This is a genomic window from Martinezella sp. CNPSo 3795 (assembly GCF_057784475.1).
This window is the reverse complement of record NZ_JBXSOQ010000001.1, coordinates 984,556-1,008,884: the sequence shown is the minus strand read 5'-3', so window position 1 is coordinate 1,008,884 and position 24,329 is coordinate 984,556. Positions and strand designations below refer to the sequence as shown.

19 protein-coding genes are annotated in these 24,329 nt (G+C 57.3%); 8 read left to right on the top strand and 11 right to left on the bottom strand.

Features of this window, described 5'->3' with window-relative positions; genetic code table 11:
• Positions 1 to 37: 37 nt before the first annotated feature.
• The gene (locus AC13QY_RS04620) at positions 38 to 1,105 is read right to left on the bottom strand and encodes a KpsE/RkpR family capsule polysaccharide export protein (protein ID WP_233788767.1); all 1,068 of its coding nucleotides are present in this window, start codon (positions 1,103 to 1,105) and stop codon (positions 38 to 40) included.
• Positions 1,106 to 1,963: 858 nt separating this feature from the next.
• Here AC13QY_RS04620 and AC13QY_RS04615 point away from each other — a divergent pair.
• The 4 genes from AC13QY_RS04615 (at position 1,964) to AC13QY_RS04600 (ending at position 7,673) form a co-directional block, all read left to right on the top strand.
• Positions 1,964 to 4,006 carry a capsule polysaccharide biogenesis protein gene (locus tag AC13QY_RS04615; protein WP_233788766.1) on the top strand — a complete coding sequence of 681 codons (2,043 nt, stop codon included), beginning with the start codon at positions 1,964 to 1,966 and terminating at the stop codon, positions 4,004 to 4,006.
• A complete protein-coding gene (locus AC13QY_RS04610) occupies positions 4,003 to 5,370 on the top strand; it encodes a glycosyltransferase family 4 protein (RefSeq protein WP_488492743.1) in 1,368 nt (455 codons plus the stop codon). Before AC13QY_RS04615 ends, AC13QY_RS04610 begins: the two co-directional genes overlap by 4 nt.
• 9 nt (positions 5,371 to 5,379) lie before the next feature.
• Positions 5,380 to 6,492: an FkbM family methyltransferase gene (locus tag AC13QY_RS04605; protein WP_233788764.1), complete on the top strand. Its 1,113-nt coding sequence runs from the start codon at positions 5,380 to 5,382 to the stop codon at positions 6,490 to 6,492.
• A 62-nt stretch (positions 6,493 to 6,554) separates the two neighbouring features.
• Positions 6,555 to 7,673: a hypothetical protein gene (locus tag AC13QY_RS04600; RefSeq protein ID WP_113351145.1), complete on the top strand. Its 1,119-nt coding sequence runs from the start codon at positions 6,555 to 6,557 to the stop codon at positions 7,671 to 7,673.
• Between the two features lie 28 nt (positions 7,674 to 7,701).
• On the opposite strand, the gene AC13QY_RS04595 is transcribed toward AC13QY_RS04600, so the two are convergent.
• The gene (locus tag AC13QY_RS04595; protein WP_113351144.1) at positions 7,702 to 8,511 is read right to left on the bottom strand and encodes an ABC transporter permease; all 810 of its coding nucleotides are present in this window, start codon (positions 8,509 to 8,511) and stop codon (positions 7,702 to 7,704) included.
• Positions 8,512 to 8,675: 164 nt separating this feature from the next.
• Here AC13QY_RS04595 and AC13QY_RS04590 point away from each other — a divergent pair, with 164 nt between their 5' ends.
• Positions 8,676 to 9,887, top strand: coding sequence for a KpsE/RkpR family capsule polysaccharide export protein (locus AC13QY_RS04590; protein ID WP_488492742.1), 1,212 nt, complete (start codon positions 8,676 to 8,678; stop codon positions 9,885 to 9,887).
• An 8-nt stretch (positions 9,888 to 9,895) separates the two neighbouring features.
• Here the strand turns inward: AC13QY_RS04590 and AC13QY_RS04585 are convergent, their stop codons facing one another.
• The 3 genes from AC13QY_RS04585 to AC13QY_RS04575 are packed head-to-tail and all read right to left on the bottom strand — an operon-like array spanning position 9,896 to position 13,681.
• Positions 9,896 to 10,741 carry a tetratricopeptide repeat protein gene (locus tag AC13QY_RS04585; RefSeq protein WP_113351142.1) on the bottom strand — a complete coding sequence of 282 codons (846 nt, stop codon included), beginning with the start codon at positions 10,739 to 10,741 and terminating at the stop codon, positions 9,896 to 9,898.
• Entirely contained in the window at positions 10,738 to 11,715 is a 978-nt protein-coding gene (locus tag AC13QY_RS04580) for a hypothetical protein (protein WP_113351141.1), read from the bottom strand. The genes AC13QY_RS04585 and AC13QY_RS04580 overlap by 4 nt, the downstream gene beginning before the upstream one ends.
• A complete protein-coding gene (locus AC13QY_RS04575; protein ID WP_488492753.1) occupies positions 11,693 to 13,681 on the bottom strand; it encodes a glycosyltransferase family 4 protein in 1,989 nt (662 codons plus the stop codon). Before AC13QY_RS04575 ends, AC13QY_RS04580 begins: the two co-directional genes overlap by 23 nt.
• Before the next feature lie 33 nt (positions 13,682 to 13,714).
• Here AC13QY_RS04575 and AC13QY_RS04570 point away from each other — a divergent pair, with 33 nt between their 5' ends.
• Positions 13,715 to 13,951, top strand: a complete 237-nt coding sequence (locus AC13QY_RS04570; protein WP_488492754.1) for a hypothetical protein — start codon at positions 13,715 to 13,717, stop codon at positions 13,949 to 13,951.
• 217 nt (positions 13,952 to 14,168) lie between these two features.
• On the opposite strand, the gene AC13QY_RS04565 is transcribed toward AC13QY_RS04570, so the two are convergent.
• The 6 genes from AC13QY_RS04565 to AC13QY_RS04540 all read right to left on the bottom strand — a co-directional run bounded on the left by AC13QY_RS04565 (position 14,169) and on the right by AC13QY_RS04540 (position 20,824).
• Positions 14,169 to 15,359: a Hint domain-containing protein gene (locus AC13QY_RS04565; RefSeq protein WP_113351139.1), complete on the bottom strand. Its 1,191-nt coding sequence runs from the start codon at positions 15,357 to 15,359 to the stop codon at positions 14,169 to 14,171.
• A 52-nt stretch (positions 15,360 to 15,411) separates the two neighbouring features.
• Positions 15,412 to 16,104, bottom strand: coding sequence for an outer membrane protein (locus tag AC13QY_RS04560; protein WP_113351199.1), 693 nt, complete (start codon positions 16,102 to 16,104; stop codon positions 15,412 to 15,414).
• A gap of 943 nt (positions 16,105 to 17,047) precedes the next feature.
• The gene (locus AC13QY_RS04555) at positions 17,048 to 17,599 is read right to left on the bottom strand and encodes a DUF982 domain-containing protein (RefSeq protein WP_233790167.1); all 552 of its coding nucleotides are present in this window, start codon (positions 17,597 to 17,599) and stop codon (positions 17,048 to 17,050) included.
• A gap of 516 nt (positions 17,600 to 18,115) precedes the next feature.
• The gene (locus tag AC13QY_RS04550; protein ID WP_113332692.1) at positions 18,116 to 18,361 is read right to left on the bottom strand and encodes a helix-turn-helix domain-containing protein; all 246 of its coding nucleotides are present in this window, start codon (positions 18,359 to 18,361) and stop codon (positions 18,116 to 18,118) included.
• A 306-nt stretch (positions 18,362 to 18,667) separates the two neighbouring features.
• Positions 18,668 to 19,201 (bottom strand): NUDIX hydrolase, encoded by a 534-nt coding sequence (locus AC13QY_RS04545; RefSeq protein WP_113351138.1) that lies wholly within the window; start codon positions 19,199 to 19,201, stop codon positions 18,668 to 18,670.
• Between the two features lie 294 nt (positions 19,202 to 19,495).
• Complete coding sequence (locus AC13QY_RS04540; RefSeq protein WP_113351137.1) at positions 19,496 to 20,824, bottom strand: dicarboxylate/amino acid:cation symporter; 1,329 nt, start codon at positions 20,822 to 20,824, stop codon at positions 19,496 to 19,498.
• A gap of 219 nt (positions 20,825 to 21,043) precedes the next feature.
• Here AC13QY_RS04540 and AC13QY_RS04535 point away from each other — a divergent pair, with 219 nt between their 5' ends.
• Positions 21,044 to 22,921 carry a sensor histidine kinase gene (locus AC13QY_RS04535; protein ID WP_113351136.1) on the top strand — a complete coding sequence of 626 codons (1,878 nt, stop codon included), beginning with the start codon at positions 21,044 to 21,046 and terminating at the stop codon, positions 22,919 to 22,921.
• Entirely contained in the window at positions 22,918 to 24,294 is a 1,377-nt protein-coding gene (locus AC13QY_RS04530) for a sigma-54-dependent transcriptional regulator (protein WP_113351135.1), read from the top strand. Before AC13QY_RS04535 ends, AC13QY_RS04530 begins: the two co-directional genes overlap by 4 nt.
• Positions 24,295 to 24,329: the final 35 nt, after the last annotated feature.

Here is a 24,329-nt window from a genome sequence, read left to right as displayed (position 1 = left end):
GGGGACGTGATCTGCGTGAGACTGGAAGGGAGACCGGTCATTGCTGAGCCGCGTGCTCGTGTACCTGGATCATGAAGAATCGCACGATCCAGAAGGTCGCAAAACAAACCGCAAGCAGCATCAGAAACGAACCGAGGCGCTTCGGGTAGAGCGCATGATCGGGCAAATTCGGATCGGCGATTCGCTCCAGATACAATTGTTGCCGCTGCGCATCGATCCTGGCATTTTCCAGGGAAACGGTCGCCGATGTTAGCATCTTCGCTGCCATTTCCCTCTCCAGCAGCAGCTGCTCATATTGCGCGATGCGAGGTGCCATCGAGCCGTCACTCCCGACGATACGTGCCCGTTCATCGCTGATCTGCCGTTCCATCGCCGCCACGCGCGCGCTCAGCGCCTCCCCTTGCGGACTTTGCGGCGCCTGTTCTTGCAGCGCAGAAAGACGCGCCTTGCTGTCGGCCAGATCATCCGAAAGACGGGCAATCATGTCCAAGGCGGCAGACGATTGCTTGCTTGGGTCGACAAGCGCTTCGCGATTGCGGAATTCCGTCAGGCTTTTTTGCATGTTGGACAGTCTTGTCTGGCTGTCGTTCACCTCGATCTGCGCGTAACGGATGGCATCTTCGCGCGCCCGATCATTAAGACGGTTGATGAGTTCTTCCGCGTGCTGAACCAGGGCATTGGCCAGGCGATAGGCGTCTTCGGCACGAAATGCGCGTGCATCCAGTGTCGTCACGCCGCTGCCGCTGTCGGTGTGTACATTGATGAAACGAAGATAATGCCGATACAACTCCTCATTATTGGCTTCCGCCCAAGGCAGCGGGTAGCGGCTGAGGAGATCTCCCTCGGGGCGAGAGAGGATTTCCATTAGACCGTCCCTCTTTACCAAGGCGTCGACAGCGGCGCGCGACTTGATGAACTCGGTGACGATGTAGCTGTCATCCTGCGCGCGAACGAATCCGGTGCTCTGCAGGAACCCGCTAAGCAGGCCAGCGGCGTTCCTGTTCGGGCTGCGCACGACGAACTGAGTTTCGGAAACATACTGATCGGAGCAGATGAAACCGTAATAAATCGCCCCGAGCAAGCCGGGAACGACGACGATCAGCAATAACAGCAATTGTGATCGAGCCCATTGCGCGACAGAACGCGGCCAGGAAACCGGTTGACCTATGACGGCGCCGGATGAGCGTGCATTCACCAGCCTAACGAAATCAGTGAATTCCTTGTTATTCTCGATACGGCTCATTTGGGACCATCAAATCTCTCTTGGAATGGTGAGGACCACTCCGCCGCTGCCCTTCCGGAGCTCCGATTGAGCAACCGCAGTCAGCCGGTTTCCATCGTTTTGGCTCATCATCCCAACCAACGGGCACGACGATGTCGATGGCAATTTATTTAGCAAGAGATTCCCATATATCCTTTGAAAGTCAAATATATTTCCGCGTTTTCGAAATTTTTACATACGGAAACAAGAATAATTTGGCTTCTGTCGCAATTAATACTTTGGCGACGCGATCCGTATGGCGAGGCCGAATTGTGGCGGCAATAACTGCCATTCGATCAGCCGTTTTACCCTCATTGCTGGTTCAAGGAATTCGGAATGGGAAAGTTCGGAGGCATCTTGCAGCATATCGGCAGTAACCTTGCCTGGGATGGCCGTCCAGACCTGTTCATCGGCCGGTTTTGCCGAAGCCTCTTGAAATTTCTCCTGGGTAGGCGGCGCAACCTCCCATTTTCGATACCGGAAGATGTCCTCCAGTTACCGTTGCGTTTCATGTCCCCCAAAGCGGTTCCGCTCATGCAACCAGCCGTGAGCAGACATCGCAGGCTGTTTCGTTCAGGCGCGAGCCGTCGCTTTTAGCGAACATCTTTTGGGGGGACTTATATGCACATAGATTCGACGATCTTTCCCCAGGAGGCGCGGTCCTCGACAAAGGCAGACGAGCAGCCGTCCTGGTTGCCCCCCATGAACGCTCGACTGCTCGCTTTCCTTCCGACACGTCAACGGTTTCCTCTCATCGGCCCCGCCTTCTCCGCCTCGCTCAAGCCGATCGAATTGACGATGGGTGCCGCCGATGGTGTCGTCAGTTGGGGAGACGGACCGCTTGCCCGCCTGGCGCGCCTCTATGCGCAGGTGCAAGGTCTGCCCTTCTGGACGGTGGCGGGCGGCTTCCTGCAATCGACCGGTCAGGACGCCACATCGCCGGTCTCCATCGTCGCCGACGATCTCGGTATTCATTCTTCTGCCCGCCAGCCCTCCCGATTGGAGGCGCTGCTTCAAAATGCGCCATCCGACACGGATATTCAGCGCGCCCGCGACCTGCGGCGATGGATCATTCGCGAACGGTTATCCCAAGACAATCAGCTGCGGGACGAGAGCATTTCGCTTCGCCGGAGCCGTCGCAGACGGATCCTGCTTGTAGACGAGGTGATGGGAAATCACGCTGTGGAAAGCGCCGGTGCCGATGCCGCGACTTTCGCAAGAATGTGGACGGCGGCTCTTGCCGTGGAAAATGCCGATATCATCGTCAAATGCCATCCCGACGTCATCGCAGGCCAGGCTCGGGGTTTTCTTCAACCCCTCGCCCGAACGGCAGGCGTGCAGCTTGTGGACCGCCCTGTCTCGACGCATTCCCTGCTGGATATGGTGGATGAGGTCTGGACCGTATCAAGCCAACTCGGGCTGGAAGCGCTTCTGCGGGAAATACCTGTCGTTACCTTCGGCATGCCCGCCTATGCCGGCTGGGGACTGACTGCGGACCGCGCCGTAGGCACGGTCGCAACGACGGCGCGCTCGCGTCGTGCACGCCATGTCAGCATAGACGAGTTTGCTGCTGCTGCTTTCTTTCAATATTCCCGTTATGTCGATCCCGTCTCGCGCAGCCCGATCACGGCAGAGCAAGCAGTCGAACGGCTGCTGGAATGGCGCACGCGCGCCCGATCGCTCTCCGGCCGTTACCTTTGCGTCAATTTTTCGCTTCACAAACGCGCGGTCATGCGCAGCTATCTAAGCAGCCCCCGGTCGCAGGTGCAATTCGCCACCAATCCGAGCGCCTCGGAGATTCAGAGTGCGGACACCATCGTCCTTTGGGGGAACGCCACTCCTCCCGATGAATCCATTTTGTGGAAGCAGGGCAAGAGATTGCCGATCATTCGGGTTGAAGATGGCTTCATTCGCTCCTCCGGCCTCGGCAGCTCGCTGGTGCCCCCATCTTCGCTCTGCTTCGACGACCAAGGCATCTATTTCGATGCCTCAGCTCCAAGCCGGCTGGAGACGATCCTGAACGGGGCGAATTTCGACGATGCGCTTCTTGCGCGCGCAAAGCGCTTGCGGCAGGCCATCGTCTCGATGGGCATCACCAAATACAATCTGCCGCCGCAGCCGGCGCCGGATTATCGTGCTCTGGCCGAAGGCCGCGATATCGTTCTGGTGGCCGGGCAGGTGCCGAACGATGCTTCGCTGCGGTTCGGCATGGCAAGTCATCCATCCGATATCGAACTGCTCAAAGCCGTCCGGCGCGCAAGACCTGCGGCATTCATCATCTACAAGCAACACCCCGATCTTCTGGCGAAGGCAGCTGGCCGACATCCGTCTCCATGGCCACCGGCGGAGGCGGAAGCTGCCGATCTCGTCATCGGCAATGTCGATCTGGACAATCTCCTCGGCGTTGTCGACGAGGTTCATGTCGCAACATCGCAGATCGGGTTCGAAGCCCTGCTGCGAGAAAAGCCGGTATGGTGTCACGGTCTCCCCTTCTATGCCGGCTGGGGCCTCACACGGGATTCGGTCGTTTCGTTGCGGCGAAAGCGCGCTTTAACGCTCGACGCCCTCGTCGCCGGCACACTCATCCTCTATCCGCGATATTGGTCGAACATCACCAATCTCCCGTGCGAGGCGGAAGACGTGGTCGCCGAACTCTATCGTTCCCGCCAGGGCATCGCTCCCAATCCGTCGCGGCGGCGCTGGCTGGCACAGGTCATCCACATGCTCGAGGCGAGAAAAAAATGATGAAGCCGGTCGTTATGGACATCTCGCGATTGATGGAACGGTCGCATTGCCCGACGCCCACCGGCATCGATCGCTATGAGCTTCATTATGCGAATTGGCTGAACGAGCGCCGCAAACGGACTGCCTTGACCGATCTCGGTGCGTTTCCGCCACCGTCGTGGTTTGTCGAAACCGGTCATAACAGCGCCGTCACCGTTCCGTCCGAGCGGGCAGACAAGTTGGTCTCCATGCTCAATAGCCGCTGGGCAGCAACGGAGATATCGCCCGCACAGTCCGCCCTTCTCGAACGGATTTTCGCCGCCATCGATGGCAAGATCAGGTGGCAGTCGGCGTCGGAAGTAAAAGCAGGCGAGGCTCATACGCAAAAGCTGCGCAAGATTGCGCATGCCGTCGCCAATCATTTCGCTCATGGCCTGGCGTTGCCGGACAGGGCTTCTTTTGTCCACGTATCACACAGCCGGCTGGAGCGGACATCGGCTTTCTCCTGGCTTCGAGAAGCCGGCAGAAACGGCGTCTTCTACGTCCATGATCTCATTCCGCTATCGCATCCGGAATTCGTTAGACCCGAGGAGCCGGAGCGGCATCGCCGCAGGATGGAGACGGTGCTGAAACATGCGTCGCTGGTGCTTTGCAACTCCCAGGTAACGGCACGCGCTTTGCGCACCTTTGCCCAGGAAAGCAATCGAAAGTTACCCTCTATCGCCGTCCTGCCTCCCGGTGTCGAACAATGCTTCCTGTCGCCGTCATCGGACATGCCGCGCCCACAGCAGCCATATTTCGTGACGCTCGGAACGATCGAACCGCGCAAGAATCACATGTTGTTGCTGCATCTGTGGCAATATCTGGCTGAGCGTGACGGGCCGAAGGCGCCACGGCTGGTCATCGTCGGCAAGAGGGGATGGGAAAACAGCCACATCCTGGCAATGCTGGAGCGATGCCCTGCCCTGCCCGGCCTCGTCATCGAAGTGCCGGGGCTGGAGGATGCCGCCTTGGCGCGGCTGGTGGCGGGCGCGGCCGCCCTTCTCGCGCCTTCCTTCACGGAGGGATATGGCATGCCTGTCGCCGAGGCTATCGCGCTCGGCACACCGGTCATCGCCTCCAACATCAGCGCCCATCGCGAAGCTGCCGCCGGACAGCCCGCCATCTTTCTGGACCCCCTAGACGGGCTGAGCTGGAGAGCCGCGCTGGATATGATTGCAGCCTCTCCGCAACGCCGAATGAAGCCCGGGTCATCAAGCGGGTGGGATACGCATTTCGATGATCTGGAGGCGTTGATTGAGGTCGATTTTTCGCCACGACGCCATGCTGCTCAACGCGCTTCGCGGCGTATCGAGAGATTCCCTACCTCGGCGATTTTGCAGTGAGAGGCGGCGGTGCTGGCGAAAGACAGCAAAGAGATAAAGACGGTTGATCCAATATCTGGGAGCAGCGAAGTGACAAGCTTTTACGACATTGAGAACTGCTACAAATTCATCCTCGGTCGCGGAATGAACGAGGACGAACGTAACGTTATCGGACAGAATCTATTGCAGCTGACCGACATTTCTCTTGAAGAGCATCGTCGGCGTTTTCTCAGCTCTCACGAATTCCATCATCGCCATAGCGAACTGCTTTTCAACAATTTCGTGCCGAAATCGCTTATCGTTCTGTTCGAGACCAAGTACAACTTCAAACTGTATCTTGACCTACGCCAATATCATATATCCTTCGGCATAATGAGCGGCGAATACGAAAAATTCGATATTGATCTGGTCAAGGCCATTTTGCCAGAGACCGGTCAGTTTGTCGATGTCGGCGGCAATGTTGGATACTACTCGCTCTCCGTCGCAGCGCAACCGTCCTTCAAGGGAACGGTCCTTGCCTTCGAACCGCTTCCGAAACTGTGGGATCTATTCAACCGTTCAATCCTGGAAAACGGCTTTGAAGATCGCGTTAGCGTTCGCCAGCTTGCGCTAGCTGATGTGGCAGGGGAACTACAGCTCAATGATGCCGAGGATACTGTCAACGCCGGAGCGACGCGGCTGGTGACGAATTCGGCCGGCGCCATGGTCGGCCGTGTGACTAAAGTCGAGACTCTCGATCATATCATCGGTAGTTTGCGTCCCGATGTCATGAAAATCGATATCGAGGGTGCTGAAGGGCTGTTTCTCACGGGAGCGCTGAAAACGCTCGCATCGCACAAGCCGTCGCTCTTGATGGAAATAAACCGGGACATGCTCGCCGTTCTGTCGAAAACTACGCCCGGAGAAATCCATCAACAACTCACGCAATGTGGTTATCGCATTTGGAATAGCGCCCAAAACAAACTGACCCACATGACGTCAGCCGAGGAACTAGACGTGAATTATCAGGTCGGGACGGTGGGCAATATTCTTGCCGTTCATGAAGAGCGCGCCGACAACGTCAGCGAAAACCTTCAGAGGCTTGGACTGACGCTGGGCTTAATGAAGGAAAAGAAACGGCGTCAACGGGAGCCGGCTCTCTAGTTCACACCAGCGCCTCGCTGTGCGGCTCCGTCGCCGGTGGGCATGATATACGGAGTTCGTGATTGAGCAAGCGCATAAATGACATAGCGGAGATCGCCTACTACGGCTCTTGCCCGAGCGAAGAGTTCGTCCGTTACGCGTTTGCGGGCCGCAAGATTTCGTTTTTCTGCTACGGTATCAACATTGCCAGCTTCATGAACGAGCGGAAAGCCAGCATCAGAGCCATAGAAGCATGGCCCGAGCCGATCAAGAAGAAGCTGAATTTCGAAGCATGCAAAGGCTTCCGGGAGCGGCTGAAGCGAGCCTGTCCGAAAATCCTTGTAGTCGATTTCTGCCGCATCACGCGCGCTCCGCTCATGCGCTATAGGGACACCCTGCTGACGGTACCTTACGAACTTCTGGAGGCGGGACCAGACCTGCAGCGGGAAGCCTTCAGTATCTTCAAGATTATCCCTTTTGGCTGCCGCGAATTTTGGGTTTCCGTAATCGAAGGAATGCAAGAATTCTGCATTTTCCTGAACCAGGAACTTCCCAATACGAAGCTGATTTTACTGGATGTTCCGCCCACTGCCGATTATCGTGGCACACTTCTTGATAGCAACACTTATATGATCGACTTCTGTCGCTGGCAGATGCGCTATCCGATGTCGCGCATGCTTGTCGACTTCTGCCTGGATCAAATTGAAAACAGCCGTGTACTGACGCCTCCTATTAATCTCTATTCCGATGACACCGCTCTTTATGGACCTGCACCGATGCACTATTCGGTCGAGGTATGGAAAGAGATGGCAGAGCGCTTTCACGACGCCGGCGGCTTTGAAGGCCTGCCGCGGTCCAGGGACCTTATTTCGATCCTCACCAATTATTCTGGCCTTATGGACGCTTTCACGCGGACAACCGTGTCGAACCCAAACCTTCATAGGTTCAGCCTCGATATTCTGCATGGAGCATTACCCTATCTTTTCGCAAAAATTAGCAGTCCGGCCCACAGTCATTTCGGCGATCCGATCGATTCCCACGATGTCGTTGCCGCGTTTCGCTGGATTCTTGGGCGGGAACCGGAATCAGCGGAAACTTTTTTTAATCACTATGCTTTGCACAACCGCAGGGAGTTGCGTGAAACGTTGCTGCGTTCCTTGGAATTCCAGACCCAGGTGCCCTATTATGCTCCCCAGCAGTAGCATCATGAATTGCGGCGCAATCGCTGCATCATTCGTACTTGATGTGTCTACGCGCCACGTTGATCAGAAACAGGCCGAAGGCGGTAGTGAACAGGCAGCATTTCAGAAGAAATCCGACATCATAAAACGCCTGTACTGTATCGCCGAAGACACCAGCTCGAAAAAGCTCGAAGCAATGAACGAGAGGGACATAGAGCGCCAGCTTCTGGGCGCCGCTGGGAAGCCAGGCCACCATGAAGAACATGCCGGAGATCGGCAGCGTCAAATATTGGAACGGCGGAATGAATTTCTCGACGAATTCGAAACGCTCCGAAGCAGCCGCAAAGACAAGGCCGATGCCGAAGGAAAACCAGGCCATGAACAGCCAGCCTGTCAAAAGCAGAGCAAGATCCTGGAACGGCGGAATGATGTTTGCCAAACGCGCAACCGTGTAGACGACGATGAGCGCAGCAGTCGTGCCGGCAGTCTCAAGAAGCGTCCGGGCGATTATGGCGTCAGCCAGGCGGATTTGGCGATGGTACATCAAGGGCAGATTTTGACGCAGACAAGAAACTGCGTGACCGGTTATGTGGCGCCAGAGCGTCAGCGGCATGTAGCCGCTCAAAACGAAAGCCGCGACGGTCAATCCGTGCGCCTCATGATTGAGCAGCGTCCACATGATCATGACACCCGTGGTCAGGATCATCGGTTCCAGCGCAAGCCACAGGAAGCCGATGTTTTCCCGCCCGTAGCGTATGAGCATTTCGCGCATGATCAGCGCACCAAGGACGCGCCCCTGAATCTTCAACCCGTCAATGAACTGCGACCCTCCGCGCGCGTTTGCCGATACCTGATGCATCCGAAGCCCTCCTGGTCGCTACCCCGTCTCCATCGGACGGTCGGTCAACGATACCGGCGAAGGGCAACCGCTCAATCTTCATTGCGCCGGGCTCGGACAATTAGCGTCCGTGACGTCCGCTCGCGGATCTGCAACGACAGCCGATCATCAGAAAGGGCATGGTCATGGCTCTGATTAACCCCGAGACCCAAAACAAGAAAGTCGATGCAGATCAGCGCCGGCAGCCTTTCCACCGCGTGATTGCAACTTCGATTGCCGGACCTGCAAGAGCCCGAAAGCGTCGCAAGCGTTACGGCCGTCTAAGCGTTTATCTGCTAGCGGTTGTTGCCCCTACCCTGGCGGTCAGCGCCTATTACGCATTCATCGCCGCTCCAATCTATGTGTCCGAATCCTCTTTCGTCGTCCGCATGGCCGCGCCGCCATCCTCCAATGTCTTCGGTTCTCTGCTGCAGAACAGCGGGATAACGCGCTCGCAGGACGATACTTTTTCCGTGCAGGAATATATCCGCTCCCGCCAGGCGCTGAAGGAACTTGCCGAAAAGCTTCCCGTACGTGCTATTTTTGGCAGTCCGCAGGCGGACTGGCTGACGCGTTTTCCCCGCTTCTGGGAAAACAACAGCGAGGAACAGCTCTTTAATTACTATTCGAGCCGGGTGTCTGTCATTCACAACGACACCACAGGCATCACCGTCCTACGGACGACAGCCTTTCACGCGCAGGATGCCGCGGATATGAACGCCTCATTGCTGGCACTTGGCGGCGATCTTCTTGACAGGCTCAACAATCGCGCCCGTGGCGATGCGGTTCGCTTTGCCGATGGCGAGGTGCAGCAGGCGCAGCAGCGGGTCATTGATGCCCAAAGAAACATAACAAACTTCAGAAACAAGGAGCTGATGGTCGATCCGAATGCCAGCTCCATGTCGATGATCGATCTCATCAGCAATCTGACGTCCGCTCTCGCCAATACGCGGGCACGCCTTGCAGAGACGCGCAAGACTGCGCCGGATAGTAACTCCATTCCCTTTCTGACGAGCCAGGTCGCGGCACTGGAGCAGCAGATCGAGAATGAGCGAGCAAAAATGGTCGGATCCGACAAATCCGTCGCGCCCAGAATTGCAGATTACGAAAGTCTCGTCCTGATGAGGGAGTTTTCCAACAAGGCGCTCGTTGCCGCGCTCGATGCGCTCGAAGCAGCCCGAGCCGATGCCCGCCGCCAACAGCTCTATCTTGAGGTCGTTGTTCCACCGCAGATGCCTGACGAGGCAGAGATGCCTTATGCGCTGAAGAACGTTACGGTCGTTTTTCAGTCCCTGAGTCTTTGCTATCTGCTGGGCTGGCTCATGGTCACCGCCATCAGGGATCACGAAAGCGGCTGATGCCGATATCAATCGGCATGCCAGAAGCAGGTATAAATCTCCGCCATGCAGGCGCGGATTTCTCGGCTCGCGACCGAATCCGGCGTGACATGGCCATAGAGGCCAAACTCCGCATCGCGTGCGCGGATGTAATACCGCAATGCCGCTTCGATATCCCGCATGGCCTTGTACAGGTGTGCAGTCTGGATTTCGACGTCGATCACTGACGCTGCATCGAGATTTTGCGCATATTCGCGATAGACATCGTAGAGCTTCAGCGCCTCATCGAAATCGCCGGCTTCCTTCGTCGCATTGGCGTAGACGGCAATCAGGTCGATTTCGCCATCCGTCTCGACCAGATCGCGCAATTGCGCCCGCGCCTGACGCCAACACCGCGACTGAAGCAGTTCCATCGCATTCTGGCGTTTGCGTTCTATGTCTATGCGCGAAAGCCTGAGACGTGCCGACTCCAGATGAGCGGCGACATCAGCATTATCGGGGGCGAGCACATGGGCTTGCTCGTACCATGGAAGCGCGGATTCCCAGTCATCCATCCGATTGTAGAGGTGGCCGAGCTGCAGGTGAATGTCGACGTCGTCTGGCTCTCCCGTGAGGAAGCGCTGATATGCGTCGAGCGCCGCATCGAAATCGCCATTCTCCTTGTGAGCATGACCCAGCTGCACATACAGTGATATTCGCGCGGGATTTTGCTCCAGCGCCTGTTGATAATAGAAGGCGGCCGCCGCCCAATCGCGCCGGTCGCGCGCGGCATCCGCCTCGGCGAGAGCATTGACCGGTGTATCGACTCTGGTTGCCGCTTTTTCTGCTTGGCCGACCCGCAGGAGCGTGGATGCAAATCTCAGCTCTCGTCTCATGATACCCGCCGCATGGAAATGTTGCGGGGACGCAGCCAGCGGTCTTCTGGAGAGCGCTCGTGAATGCGAACGCGCAATTCGATGAAGCGATGCTCCCGCTTGATGGCCACACACACGGCTCCGGTGAACGAACCAACCAGCGTCATGACCTGTATAAAATCGAGACCCGAATTGGCGACGATCTCGATATCGAGTTTGGCCGTTTGCGGCTGGATAATGTCGAGATCCAGCAACCATTCGCCTTCTGCCATGCTGCGCTTGGGACCTGTCAACAGCCAGCCGGAATGCACGGCCCACGTGCCGTCATTGATCTGCAGCGGCTGGCACAGGAGATCCGGAGCAATCATCCAGCCGACGTTTTCGACCTCACGCACGAGGACGAGCATTGCCTGACCATCCGGATTGACCAACAATCCAGACGGGGAGATGTTCGCGTTGGATGAATCGAGTACATCCCGCGCACCATCATCGTCCTCCGGCAACAGCGTATCCCAATAGGCGGTTTGACCATCCCGGCGCGCGATGGCGACAATCCGCTTAACGACGGCGTTTCGCGTAAGGACACCGCGCCTGAGATCGAACTCCATCCCCAACCGCTCAGCTGATGTCGGATCGCGGCCGCAAATCCGCGAAAAGGCATAGCGCAGGAAAGCGGCATCATCGTCTCTTGCGAAGCGAACGAAATTCTCCAGCATGGCGAACTGGTCTGGTTCCCGACGCAATGCATGCAGGCCGGACAAGCTGTTCAATGATTGCGGGATAGGACGGCGAGCCTTCAGCGCGTCAACTATACGCAGCCGATTGGTGCCGCCGCGGATGGCGTTCGCAAGCGAAAGGCGATCATCTGCTGGTAGATCGATCTCTGTCAGGTCCAATGCTTTTGCCCAGGCATCGACAAAGGATTCCGCGGGTAGGGAGAACACGTCTTTCGGCAGAACGCTCAAAGGCTGTCTATGCAACTCGGCGATGGTCAATATTGCCCCCCAACATCTTCTCGATGGCTGTGACATGCCGCGCAGCGATGCGCGGATAGGAATACCAATGGGCTGACTGCCTGCGGTCTCGATCCAGCATCGAGAGCAGCGCAGGATTTTGAGCAAGGCTGAGCAGAGCCTCGGCGATGCATTCTATCTCGGTGCTCTTCACGACATGGCTGAATGGCCATAAATCGCGCAGAACCGGCGAGCGAGAGCAAAGCAGCGGCCGGTCAACGCTCATTGCGATACGCGCTGCCCCGGTCGCCGTTTCAGTCGAATGGCCGTAAAGGAACGAAAGCAGATCGCAGGTCATCAGTTCACGGCGCAGTTCTCCTTCAGGAATGAAGTCGAAGCGCGCGGAAACCTTGTCGGATAGTCCAAGATAGGCGATCAGATTTTCGATCATGGCCCGTGCCGCGCGCGATTCGTCGTTGGGTACGGTACAGTTGAACAGCTTGAGGCGAAGTCTCGGCTCATAGTTCAATGCCTCCGCAAAAGCCAAGACCAGACGATCAATATTCTTATGAGGCATCAGGAACCCGAAGGAACCAATAGTGAAATGTGACGGGTCGGGTGCTGGTGCATCTTCTGGCACCAAGAGAACGCCGTGCGGCATGACGATCGGGTTCGGGTGGCCAGCCGCAGAAACAGCTGCGGCATCCTCTGCCGAATGCAGGAAGACGATGTCGAACGCGCGGGTCCAACCGAGTGTTCCGCCGCGTAGCGCCTCTTTCACGCTGTGCATGGTCAGCACGCGTAGTCGATGACTTGTGGCCGCGATCGGCTGAGCCAGCAATTCCATATCCGGTGTTGAGAAATGCCCCGGATGATGCTGCATCCACAAGACATCGCCGCGTGCCTGCTCCAGCCTTCCTGCCAGACGTTTGAGCGAAGCAAGATCATAGCCCCACAACCGCGACAAACTGCGCGGCGCAGCCTCGGTACTGTCAACGGGCACTTCGGGCAATGCATCGTCCATGATACGCCGGGCGAAAATATGATCGATCCTGTCTTCGAATGCGGGCGTATTATAGAGATGCTGCGAATAAGTGGCGATGCCGCATTGCTGTTGCCAGGAGGAGATAAGATCGATGGTCCATTCGCGCCGTGGCTGAGCCGCTGCCCGAGCGGATTTCGTAAGAGCGCTCAAGGTGCGGATAGCGACCGATCTCCAGCTGAAATGCGCTTTCAGCAATGATTTCGCCCTCTCCGTCCTGCTGCAAGCCTCATCGGGCCGATCGAGCACGGCGCGCATCTGCATTCCCAGATGTTCTACGGAGGGTTCCGCCCACAGACTATGAGAGCCTGCCACATGAGCCTGCGACGCCGACATATGGCAGTCGATGAGCCACGCCGTATCGGGACGGCAGAAATCGAGCTGACCGCTGTAATTCGTGGTAACGACCGGAACATCGAGTAGCATGGCCTCCGCCAACGGCAAGCCGAAGCCCTCACCTCTGCTTGGTGCCACCAACATTGCGGCCGAACGATACAGCGCGTGAAGCTGGCTTGGACTATAGTGTTGCTCGATGATGGTGATGAGGGGGGCCTCGGCGAGCCTGTCACGCCGGTCGGCCAGAACAGATGCCAAGATATTGTTCGGATTCGGAAAAGTCTTGATGACCAGCTCCACCGGGTCATCCGCGCGGAAACTGTTCAGGAATGCGTCGACCAGAACATCGACGCCCTTGCGCGGAAAGCAGGAAGATACATGCAGAATGCGCCGGCGACCGCCGTCGGGCAGCGGAGGTGGCACATCGTCCGCAATGGCCGAAAGATGATCACAGCCATTTCCTGTAACTTCCACCGGTATCGTGACGCCGGAACGCTCGAAACTTTCATGGACGAAGTTTGAAATGACAGTCACAAGGTCGAGATCGCGGTTGAAACGGTCGACCAGATATTGCGGAAATTCGAGCTCTTCCCAAGCAAAAGCCACATAGGCATTCTGCCGGCCGACCATGTTATGGGTCACCGGCGGCCAGGTATTGCGAAGATGGATGTCGAATGTCTCTTTGAACGGATAATCATCGCGCATCCGGCGGATGATATCCGGTGCTGCCGCCAGATTGATATCGCTCTGCCAATCATCTTCGGCGGTATGACAAGTGAGATTGATGCCCAAATCAATAAGGGCCTGCGCAAGCTGACGATTGACGATCGCCAGGCTGTAATCGCCTTTGAACACCCCGTCGAAGAAAACTGTCTTGCCGGCGAACTTTTCGATCAGTGATCGCTCATCGATGCGACCTGCATCGAGTGAATAAGGCGAGGCAGCATCGTCATGGCGCATTCAGTACTCCCAGGCGCTGAAAACAAGAACGAACGATATTTGGGGGCAAAAATTCTGCGGTGACATGAAAGGTGGGATCGGACCGACACCTCGAACATTCCGCACCAATTGCCTGCGGGCGACCTTAACCGCCCGCAATTCGTTTCGCATTCGTGTATCAGGATGCCTGCGCGTCCTGAATGATGTACCCCAGTTCCTCGGCTCGCCGTTCGAGGATTGCGCGGACTTGCTCCAGCACCTTACCGGCATAGACCGGAGGATAGCACCAGTCATTCCAGCTACGCGTCGCCGCTCCCGACATCGCGCCGAACCGCAGGACACCTGGCTCAAGGAAGGACAGACGGCCACCGAGATCGAGATAGGTTTCCGTCGGAGCGCCTTCGGCAAGAATAATCGAGTGTTGCTCCAGTTCGATATGGAAATACTCGAAAGGTGCCAGCGTCGCCTCTTGGGTAACGGTGGTGCCGTTGACGAGGAACTTGGCGGGGATCAGGGACTCCTCCAGGAACATGCAATGATCTGGAGAAACATAGAGATCCCGTGACGGGATGTTTTCGGCAAATGCCCCAATCCGGATACGGATCGGAAGGGTATCGCGCGGCTTGTCGATAGCCTTCGGATCGAGCCGGCGGCGACCGACCCATTTGATTTCCGCGACGCCCTTGTGGGTGACCACGAGATCGCCGACCCGCAAATCCTCCACCGGAATATCTCCTTCCGGCGTCCGGATGAGCGTACCGCGCAAGAAGCAGCTCGTGAAGGTCAGCGTGTCGGTGTTGGCATCGTAGCTGTAGGTGACACCGGCCGGTATCGTATAGGAACCGAGTGGTACGGCGTTCAACAGACCGCCGAAGAACGTAATGGTATTCCCAGACTGGGAGACAACGTTCGAACCGACAACCTCGATCTTATCTCCGGCTTGAACGTTTACGACGTTCGGCGGCGTAGAGAGGTTCAAGTTGATGCCGCCCGGATTGTACGCGAACAGCCCGCTACCATTTGCATTGGCAAAATCCACGGTAACACCATTCAAAAGCCCGACGGTAAGAAGACCCGCATCCACCGTGATACTCGAATTGGCACCGATCGCATATGTATAGGTTGAACCAGCCCCGATATTTGCAAGGCTGGCATTGATCGTAACATTGGCGCCGTTGATCGCTTCTATAGTTGTGCTCGAAAGCGCACCAGTACCGACAAGATTGCTGATATTGACGTCCACGCCATCGACAATCACGGTACCATTGGACACCAGATTGAGCTGGATCGTATCTCCTGCTGAGCCAGCATTGCTGCTGTCGATCGTAGTAGTGCCATTGTTGATTAGGTTGATGCCAATCAAAGCCATGTTATTATCCTCTCCATTAGATTAACACGTTGTTTTCAAGGCAAAGTTATCGTCAGAACTTGTAGTTCAGACCCACCCGGACGGCATGGAAATCGAGGCTCGCTTTGGAGTTGAGCGCATCCCCGCCCACGTTGCTGCTGCCAAAATCGACATACTGATATTCGAGTTTTGCCGTCACATGGTCGGTGAAAGCGTGTTCGACACCGGCACCGATGGTCCAGCCGGCCTTGGTCTTGTCGTCGTCAAAGCTTACGCCAGCCAAGGCACCCTTGTAGTCGACATGCCCATAGGCGAGACCGCCGGTGCCGTAGAACAAGGTATTGTCATAGGCGTAACCGATGCGGGGGCGAACAGTGCCGTACCAGTCGATCTTGGAAGATGCACTTGCGGTGCCGTTTCGGAAGGAATCGCTGATGTCAGCACCCTGAAAATCGGCTTCAAGGCCGACTACCCAGTTGGGGTCGAACTGGTAGTTGTAGCCGATCTGGCCACCTCCGAGGAAACCGGATCCTTCAAGCTTGCCAAATCTGCCAAGGTAACTTCCGAAGGAATGGAATCCGACATCGTCGTTACCACCGAAACCGCCGCCGGCATTCACACCGACATAGAAACCGGTCCACGAAAATACTGGCGCCGCCTCGACGGGAGCTTGAGGCGGTGTGGAAGTTGCGAGATCTGCTGCATAGACGGTACTTCCCGCAACCGTCGCCAACAAGAAAACCGTAGTCCCCAAAAACTTGCGCATTCGAAAATTCTCCTCGAAGGAATTCACGAGATTCAACATGTAACTTGCGAAAGTTCACGTTGAGGCCATAATATAGACGTGATTATAGCTGTAAATACGTAGCCACTAATAAATATTTTCGAGATACAAGCTTTATTTGTATAGTTTTGTCGCAATATGTATTGAGAGCATATTGATTCTATACTTTGACGCACCGCAAAACGCCGGAATCGCGGCGGCAAAAACATTACAACCAGAATGAGATGGATGGCTTCGCGTCTGCCGGGGACGCAGAATGTATGAAACGAAGCGCGGAAATTTCGCTTCGTTCGTAAAGGCCGCCGGCCGCGGCGGCTTCCAAGTGACGCAATCGGGTGTGATGTGTCGCTTTCGATATAGACAGGCAGGACGCCGTTCTGCGAGTTTTTATCGCTACCGCAGATATTCATCTGCTGCGCTGGGAGGCCTGACGGGGCGGACCCCTAGAAGGAACGTCAGGCCTCCCAACTGCGCCCAACTCCTCTCCCTATGAACGGACATATGATGAAGAGCATGCTGGCAAATCACGGCCTGCATAGATTTGGTGTGTCAATCTCCGCAACGGCGCCCAGGAAGACAGGCAGAGCGATCATGTTGCCGCTGGAGCATTCCGAAACATGCGGCCTGATGGCATTAGGCATTGGCTTACTGTGAAATCGACTTTCCGACGCCGGGCGCAATCAGACCTCCCGCGCCGCTTTCCGTATGGACGATGTAGCGGCGACAAGCCACATCTTTGGAACTATCGCAACCGCCAATTTGCGATGGTCGGGAGGCCTGGTTGCCTTGCTTCAAGCAGCGGTCGGGCCTCCTCGCTTGCCATAAGCGCAACTCGCCAGGCAGTTGCTTTTATCCCGGCATGCGCCAAGACGCCTGCTTGTTCGCATGGCTGCCAATTCAAACAAACCGACAGGCTTTAATCGCCTCAGGGAATTACACGCATGCGGGCGGCGCCAGCCGCCTTGAGGAAGGCAGAGCGAACCTGTTCGGGTGAAACCCTGCCTTTGACGCCGTCGACGCAAGCCTGCAGTGCTTCTTCAAACGCATCGCCGTAGCGTATCGGCCATTTCGTCATCAGATATTCGATGGCCTGTGCGATCGAATTGATGGAGTGAATCTCATCCCCATCCTGCGCTGCAATTCCGAGCGGCGCGAATGCCAGCCCTGCGGGTTCATCCGAGGCGTCGAATGAGGTTGATTGATCTTGATCGGCGGCGTTTTCGGATTTTGCATGCCGGCGCCTCGTCACCAGTGTGGCCAGCAAGGTCATATCCCGAGCAATCCTATCCAGGGCTGCGAGCTTGTCTTCTTCGGCCGGCGTTCGGTCCTGCCCCCCCTCTCCCGCCTGCGGCTCCGGCGGCGAGGCCAGGCGGCTATCTACATTCGTTCGAGGAGTGAAAACATCATCAGGGACCGAATTAACAAGCTGTGCGCCGTTATCGAGGTCGGCGCCAAAACTCTTATCATTCCGCCCCATGCCGATCTGTCCCAATAAACGCCGTCAAACCCATCCCACTGCATAGCAGCGATATGTTGTATCGGCAAAAGTACTACTAATAAAACGCAATTGACCCGTATAGATTAAAACTTTGAAACGAATTTGACCAGTATCGCGACAACAGAAAGCGAAAATACTCATAAAACCAGGCGATATTGGCTTATTTTCAATGTATAAATATGGAAATTTTCGCTTAAAAGGCCAACGAACGGTCCTGTGATCGAAGCTGCATCTCTTCGATGCAGCAGCCGCACCTACATCTATAGCTGCATAGGCAACTTCAAATGTCGCCTAATCCACCTGCGATTGCCATTCCGGCAGCTTTCGGTGCCGGAAGCATTGCAAGCCCGTCACAAGACGTTGCTCATACAGTTGCAGACGCATGTGCCTGCGAAAGCGAGATGATGCGCTCTTCGATTGCGATGATCGGCATGGAAAGCCAATGCGAAACGCGAGCCGCTGAATTGAAGAGGCGCACCGAAGTGCGCCGCTTGTTCAGACGATGAAGAAAGTCGATGGCGGAACCTGCAATGCGGTCGCAATGCGGCGAAGTTTCGCCGGATCGGCCTCGGCACCAGCCTCGATTTCCGTGATCTCCCCACTGGTCAGACCACAGGTCTCCGAGAGGTCGTCAATCGTGTAACCGATGGCTTCACGCGCCTGCCGCACAGCAGCAGCAATCTCACCATCAGGAACCGTAGAAACCTTTGAACTATCGATATTATTCGGAGTAATGGACATGAAATTTCTCCTTCCAAAGTCCGCCGGCCAATTCGTTGCCGGGTGAAGGCAGCTATTGCAGCCATGAGGCATATCGACCTAAACAGACACGGCCGAACGCTGCGTCAATATAGGCATCAATGCGGCGAGGGCAAGCACGGAAGCGCATAGCTGCCAATCGCCTGGCTCTCGGCTAATGTCGCGATTTAATATTCTGTGATAGCGACAACACGTCACGGTTACAGAGGAATGAACGGCACTGCACGCCGTCCTGCGACGTCAGCCGCCGCCCGCCCGGCTGTGAACGTCACCCTGTAACAACGAAGATCATTTCTTGCCTTTTGTCTTGCGCACCTTCCGCCCGGCCGCAAGCAGGAGCCCCTTGAGTTCCGGTTCACGCACACGATTGGCTGCCTCGATGAAGGAAACCCACTCGACGCGGCGTTGGCCTCGCTCCGGAAAGTCCTGGAGCGTTTGGTCAACCTCCAGCAGATGCAGTTGGACAATGCAGGGAACGCGGCTGCCGTCGGCAAGCTGCTTCAGATAGGTAAAATAGCCAAAGGGCTTTTTCTTCACCTTCCCGCGCACGCCGGCTTCTTCATAAGCTTCAATGGCGGCAACCTCATGCGGCTTCTTGCCCTTGATCGGCCAACCCTTGGGAACGACCCATCGGCCGCTCTCCCGGCTTGTGACGACGAGCATCTCGGCATCGTCGCCTTCGGGCACCTTCCTGTAGCAAATGGCGGCATATTGCTCATGGACCTGGCCGTGCAGCAACTCGTCGGCATGACCGGCAAGCTCGGACAGAAAGCTCTCCGACCGTCGCAAGGCTTTTTGCTGCGCTGAAAGTGAGAAAGCCATGCGCGCTACTCGCGACACGGTCGATCGACGCACACGCCCCTCGAAACTGGCCGGCTCGCGCTCACAAAAATCGTCTGTGACACGCTGCTCTCCTGCTCGCTTGGGTTTCGTCGAAATTCACAACTGTCCGTATGATGCTGTGAGCCGCTGCAGTGACAGTTTTATGAAGGCGGCTGTTGATGATGCGGAAGGATCAGCCATCTGAGAGTGCTACACGAAACTGTGATCGAACGGCACCGAACGAAAAAACGGCCCCCGAAGGGGCCGTTTCATCCTTGGGAGGACATGCGAAGTTTATTCGGCTGCCTGCAGGGCAGGCACCTCGATTTCTTCGCTCAATTGCCCCGCCATGGCGGCGGCAAACTTGGTTTGGTCGAGTTCGTTTTCCCAGCGGGCAACAACGACCGTGGCTACCGCATTGCCGACGAAATTGGTCAAGGCGCGGCACTCCGACATGAATCGGTCGATGCCGAGGATCAGCGCCATGCCGGCGATCGGAACCGAAGGCACGACGGCAAGGGTGGCGGCAAGCGTGATGAAGCCCGCACCGGTGATGCCGGCGGCACCCTTGGAGCTCAGCATTGCCACCAGCAGCAGCAGGACCTGATCCCCCAGCGACAACGGCGTATCAGTTGCCTGGGCGATGAACAATGCTGCCAGCGTCATATAAATATTGGTGCCGTCGAGATTGAAGGAATAGCCCGTCGGGATGACGAGGCCGACGACGGAGCGCTTGCAGCCTGCACGCTCCATCTTGTTCATCAGGCCCGGCAATGCGGCTTCAGACGACGAGGTGCCGAGCACCAGCAGCAGCTCTTCCTTGATGTAGCGGATCAGCGCCAGGATCGAGAAGCCGTTATAGCGGGCGACGGCCCCGAGCACGACGAGAACGAACAGCAGCGAGGTGGCGTAAAAGGTGCCGATCAGGAAGGCCAGATTGGCGATCGTGCCGATACCATACTTGCCGATAGTGAAGGCCATGGCGCCGAAGGCACCGATGGGAGCGAACTTCATCAGCAGGGCAACCATGCGGAAGATCGGCGTGGTCAGTGCCTGGAGGAAATCCGTCACCGGGCGTCCGCGTTCGCCGGCAGCGCCAAGCGCAATACCGAAAACGACCGAGAAGAACAGCACCTGGAGAATATCGCCCTTGGCGAAAGCGCCAACGATCGTATCCGGAATGATGTTCATCAGGAAGCCGACGACCGACGCGTCATGGGCCTGCGCCGCATAGTTGTTGACGGCCTTGGTATCCAGCGTCGCCGGATTGATGTGCATGCCTGCGCCCGGCTGCACGACGTTAGCAACGATAAGACCGACGATCAGCGCCAGGGTCGAGAAGGTCAGGAAGTAAATGAACGACTTGCCGACGACGCGACCGAATTTCTTCAGGTCCGACATGCCGGCGATGCCGGTCGTGACCGTTAGAAAGATGACGGGCGCGATGACCATGCGCACCAGCTTGATGAAGGCATCACCGAGCGGCTGCAACGATGTGCCGAGCTGCGGATAATAGTGACCGAGCAGAATGCCGGCGGCGATGGCGGTCAGAACCTGCACATAGAGGTGCCGGTAAAAAGGAACCTTGGCGCGCGCTTCCGCGGCAGCGATGGGAGCAATCATGATGTCCTCCGTTAAGCCCAACCGATCTCTCGGCCCTCCGGGCGACGACTAGAATTCAACAGCCTCCGACTGTTCCGTCGTTCTCTGCAATGACTGTGCCAGATGCATGCCTTGATTTTAACATATTGCTTTTGTTGAAATTTTAATTTCCGACACTGATCCAAGATCATCGATCTGTGCGACTATCCGCACAGATCGAATTGCGGTGCGCGCGAAATCATGCACAATACGGCAATGCTGCAGCGCCCGGCCAACGAACGATTTCTAACGCCCGAGCAACTGGGCCGGCGCTCCCGCCGGGTCTGGTTCGTGTTCGCGTTTCTAAGTGCGGCCATCATTGCGGCTGGCCTTTATGGCGCGAATTTCTATGGACGGCTCTCGGCAATAGAAGGGCTGCAGCGGCAGGGGCACACGGATGCGAACCTCAAGGTTGCCCTACTGCGCGCGGTCCTCGAACGTCCGCGCGCTTTGCCGTTACTGCTGGCCGATGATCAGCAGGTGCGAGACGCGCTGGCCGACAAGCACATCGACGATGTCGTCGCCTTGGATCGCAAGCTCGAAAGTCTCGTCACCGGCACCAGCGCATCCGTCCTTTACGTCACCGGCAAGGACGGCGTTGCTATGGCCTCCAGCAACTGGCGCGAGCCGCTGAGCTTCGTCGGCAATGATTATTCTTTCCGCGATTACTTTCGCAAAGCCATGGAAACGGGAACCGCCGAGCATTACGCGCTCGGCACGGTCAGCAATCGTCCCGGCCTCTACATTTCCCGACGCGTTGGCGATGTCGGCTCTGCGCTTGGTGTCGTTGTGGTGAAGATGGAATTCGATCAGCTGGAGGCCGACTGGAGCGAGACCGGCCGCCCCGCTTATGTGACCGACGAACGCGGTGTCGTGCTCATCACCAGCCTGCCCTCATGGCGCTTCATGACGACCACCCCCCTTGCGCGCGAGGAAGCCGACGCCATTCGAAAAAGCCTGCAGTTCGGCGCGGCACCGCTTTCGCCCCTTCCGGTCAGCCACCCCGAAAAAGTCGGCCCGGATGCAACCATCGTGCGCGCCATTTTGCCTGGAAGCAGCGCTGCGGAATATTTGCGGCTGACGGTCGCCGTTCCATCAACACCCTGGCAGCTTGGCTACCTGATCCCGACCGATCAGGCGATCGCCTCGTCCGTGCGCGAGACGCGCTTCCTTGCCTTGACCGTCCTTCTGCCGATCCTCGCATTCGCCGCTTTCCTGCTGCGTCGCCGCGATGTTTCCGCCATGCAGATCGCTGTCAACAGGATCGCGCGTGAGGAGCTGGAGCGCCGGGTTCTTGAGCGCACGGAGGATCTCAGCCAGGCCCGCGACCGGCTGGAGGCGGAAATTGCCGACCACCGTGCGACGGAAGCCAAGTTGCAAGGCGTGCAGCAGGATCTCGTGCAAGCCAATCGCCTTGCCATCCTGGGTCAGGTCGCCGCCGGCGTCGCGCATGAAATCAATCAGCCGGTCGCGACAATCCGCGCCTATGCGGAGAATGCCAATGTCTTCCTTGATCGGCAGCAGACAGAGCCGGTGAAGGAAAACCTTTCTGCGATCGCGGCGCTGACCGAGCGTATCGGCACGATCACCGAAGAACTGAAAGCCTTCGCCCGCAAGGGAAGGACCGCACCGGAGCCAGTCGACCTCAGAAGCGTGATCGAAGGAGCCGTGGTTCTGCTGAGGAGCCGCTTTGCGGGTCGCCTGGATGCGCTCAAGATCGAGTTGCCGCCAACGGGCCTTGGTGTTGTCGGCACGCGCATCCGACTGGAACAAGTGCTGATCAACCTCTTTCAGAATGCTCTTGAAGCTCTGGAAGGCTGCGATCAGGCCAAGGTGGAGGTGTCGGTGCGCGAAACTTCGAATGAGGTCGAGGTCGTAGTTTCGGACAACGGCCCCGGTATTCCAGCGACGATCCTCGATTCGCTGTTTACCCCTTTCAATACATCCAAGGAAAAGGGTCTCGGCCTTGGTCTCGTCATTTCAAAAGATATCGTCGTCGACTATGGCGGCCGGATCGATGTCGAGAGCAATGGCAGCGGCACACGCTTCACCGTCCATTTGCGCAAGGCCACACCATGAATGAGAGTTTCCCCGTTTTCCTCATCGACGACGACAAGGATCTGTTGAGGGCGACGAAACAGACGCTGGAATTGGCTGGTTTCGCAGTATCCGCCTTCTCTGCCGCAGCCGAAGCGCTTCTTGTTCTCGACGCCGATTTTGCGGGTGTTGTCGTCTCCGATATCCGCATGCCGCAGATGGATGGACTGCAGCTCTTTGCCCGCATCAAGACGCTCGACGCCGATCTGCCGGTCATTCTCATGACGGGTCATGGCGATATTCCGATGGCGGTGCAGGCGATCCAGGACGGCGCCTATGATTTCATCGCGAAGCCCTTCGCCACGGACCGGCTGGTGCAAAGCGTGCGACGCGCGGCTGAGAAACGAAGGCTCATCCTGGAGAATCGGGCATTGCGGCAAGCGGCGGAGCAGGCGCAGGGCGATCTGCCCCTGATTGGCCAGACGCCCGCCATCGAGCGGCTGCGCTATACGCTGCGGCAGATCGCCGATACGGATGTCGATGTGCTTGTCACGGGCGAGACCGGCAGCGGCAAGGAAGTGGTGGCGAGCCTGCTGCATCGCTGGAGCCGGCGCGCGAAGGGCAATTTCGTTGCGCTGAACTGCGGCGCCCTGCCCGAAACCGTGATTGAAAGCGAGCTGTTCGGCCATGAGCCAGGCGCTTTTACCGGCGCGCAGAAGAAGCGCGTTGGGCGCATCGAGCATTCCAGCTCCGGCACCCTGTTTCTCGACGAGATCGAAAGCATGCCACCTGCGATCCAGGTGCAGATGCTGCGTGTGCTTGAGATGCGCGAGGTGACGCCGCTCGGCACCAACGAAGTCCGTCCTGTCGATCTTCGCGTCGTGGCGGCGGCGAAGGTCGATCTCGCCGATCCTCGCCAACGCGGCGATTTTCGCGAGGATCTCTATTATCGCCTCAACGTCGTCACACTTTCTATTCCGCCACTGCGTGAACGGCGCGATGACATCCCCCTGCTCTTTGGCCATTTTGCCGATCGCGCCGCCGGACGCTTCAAGCGCGAGGTGCCGGCCCTATCCACAGCGGTGCGCCGCCATCTGCAACAGCACGACTGGCCGGGCAATGTTCGCGAGCTCTCGCATTTTGCCGAGCGCTTCGTGCTCGGCCTCGAATCGGCAACAACGGCAAAATCCGACGAGGTGCCGGCGGCCGACGAAGGTTTGCCCTTGCCGGTTCGAGTAGAACGTTACGAAGCCGAACTCATCCGCGAAACCCTGTCGCAGAACAATGGCGATGTGCGCCGTACTATCGAAGCGCTCGGCATTCCCAGGAAGACTTTCTACGACAAGCTCCAGCGGCACGGCATCGTCAGAGGCGATTTCGCTGGTTTTGACGGGGACGAGCGCCGAGGTTCGTGATCCATCGCCAAGAGCGGACTATGCCAGCTGAAGCG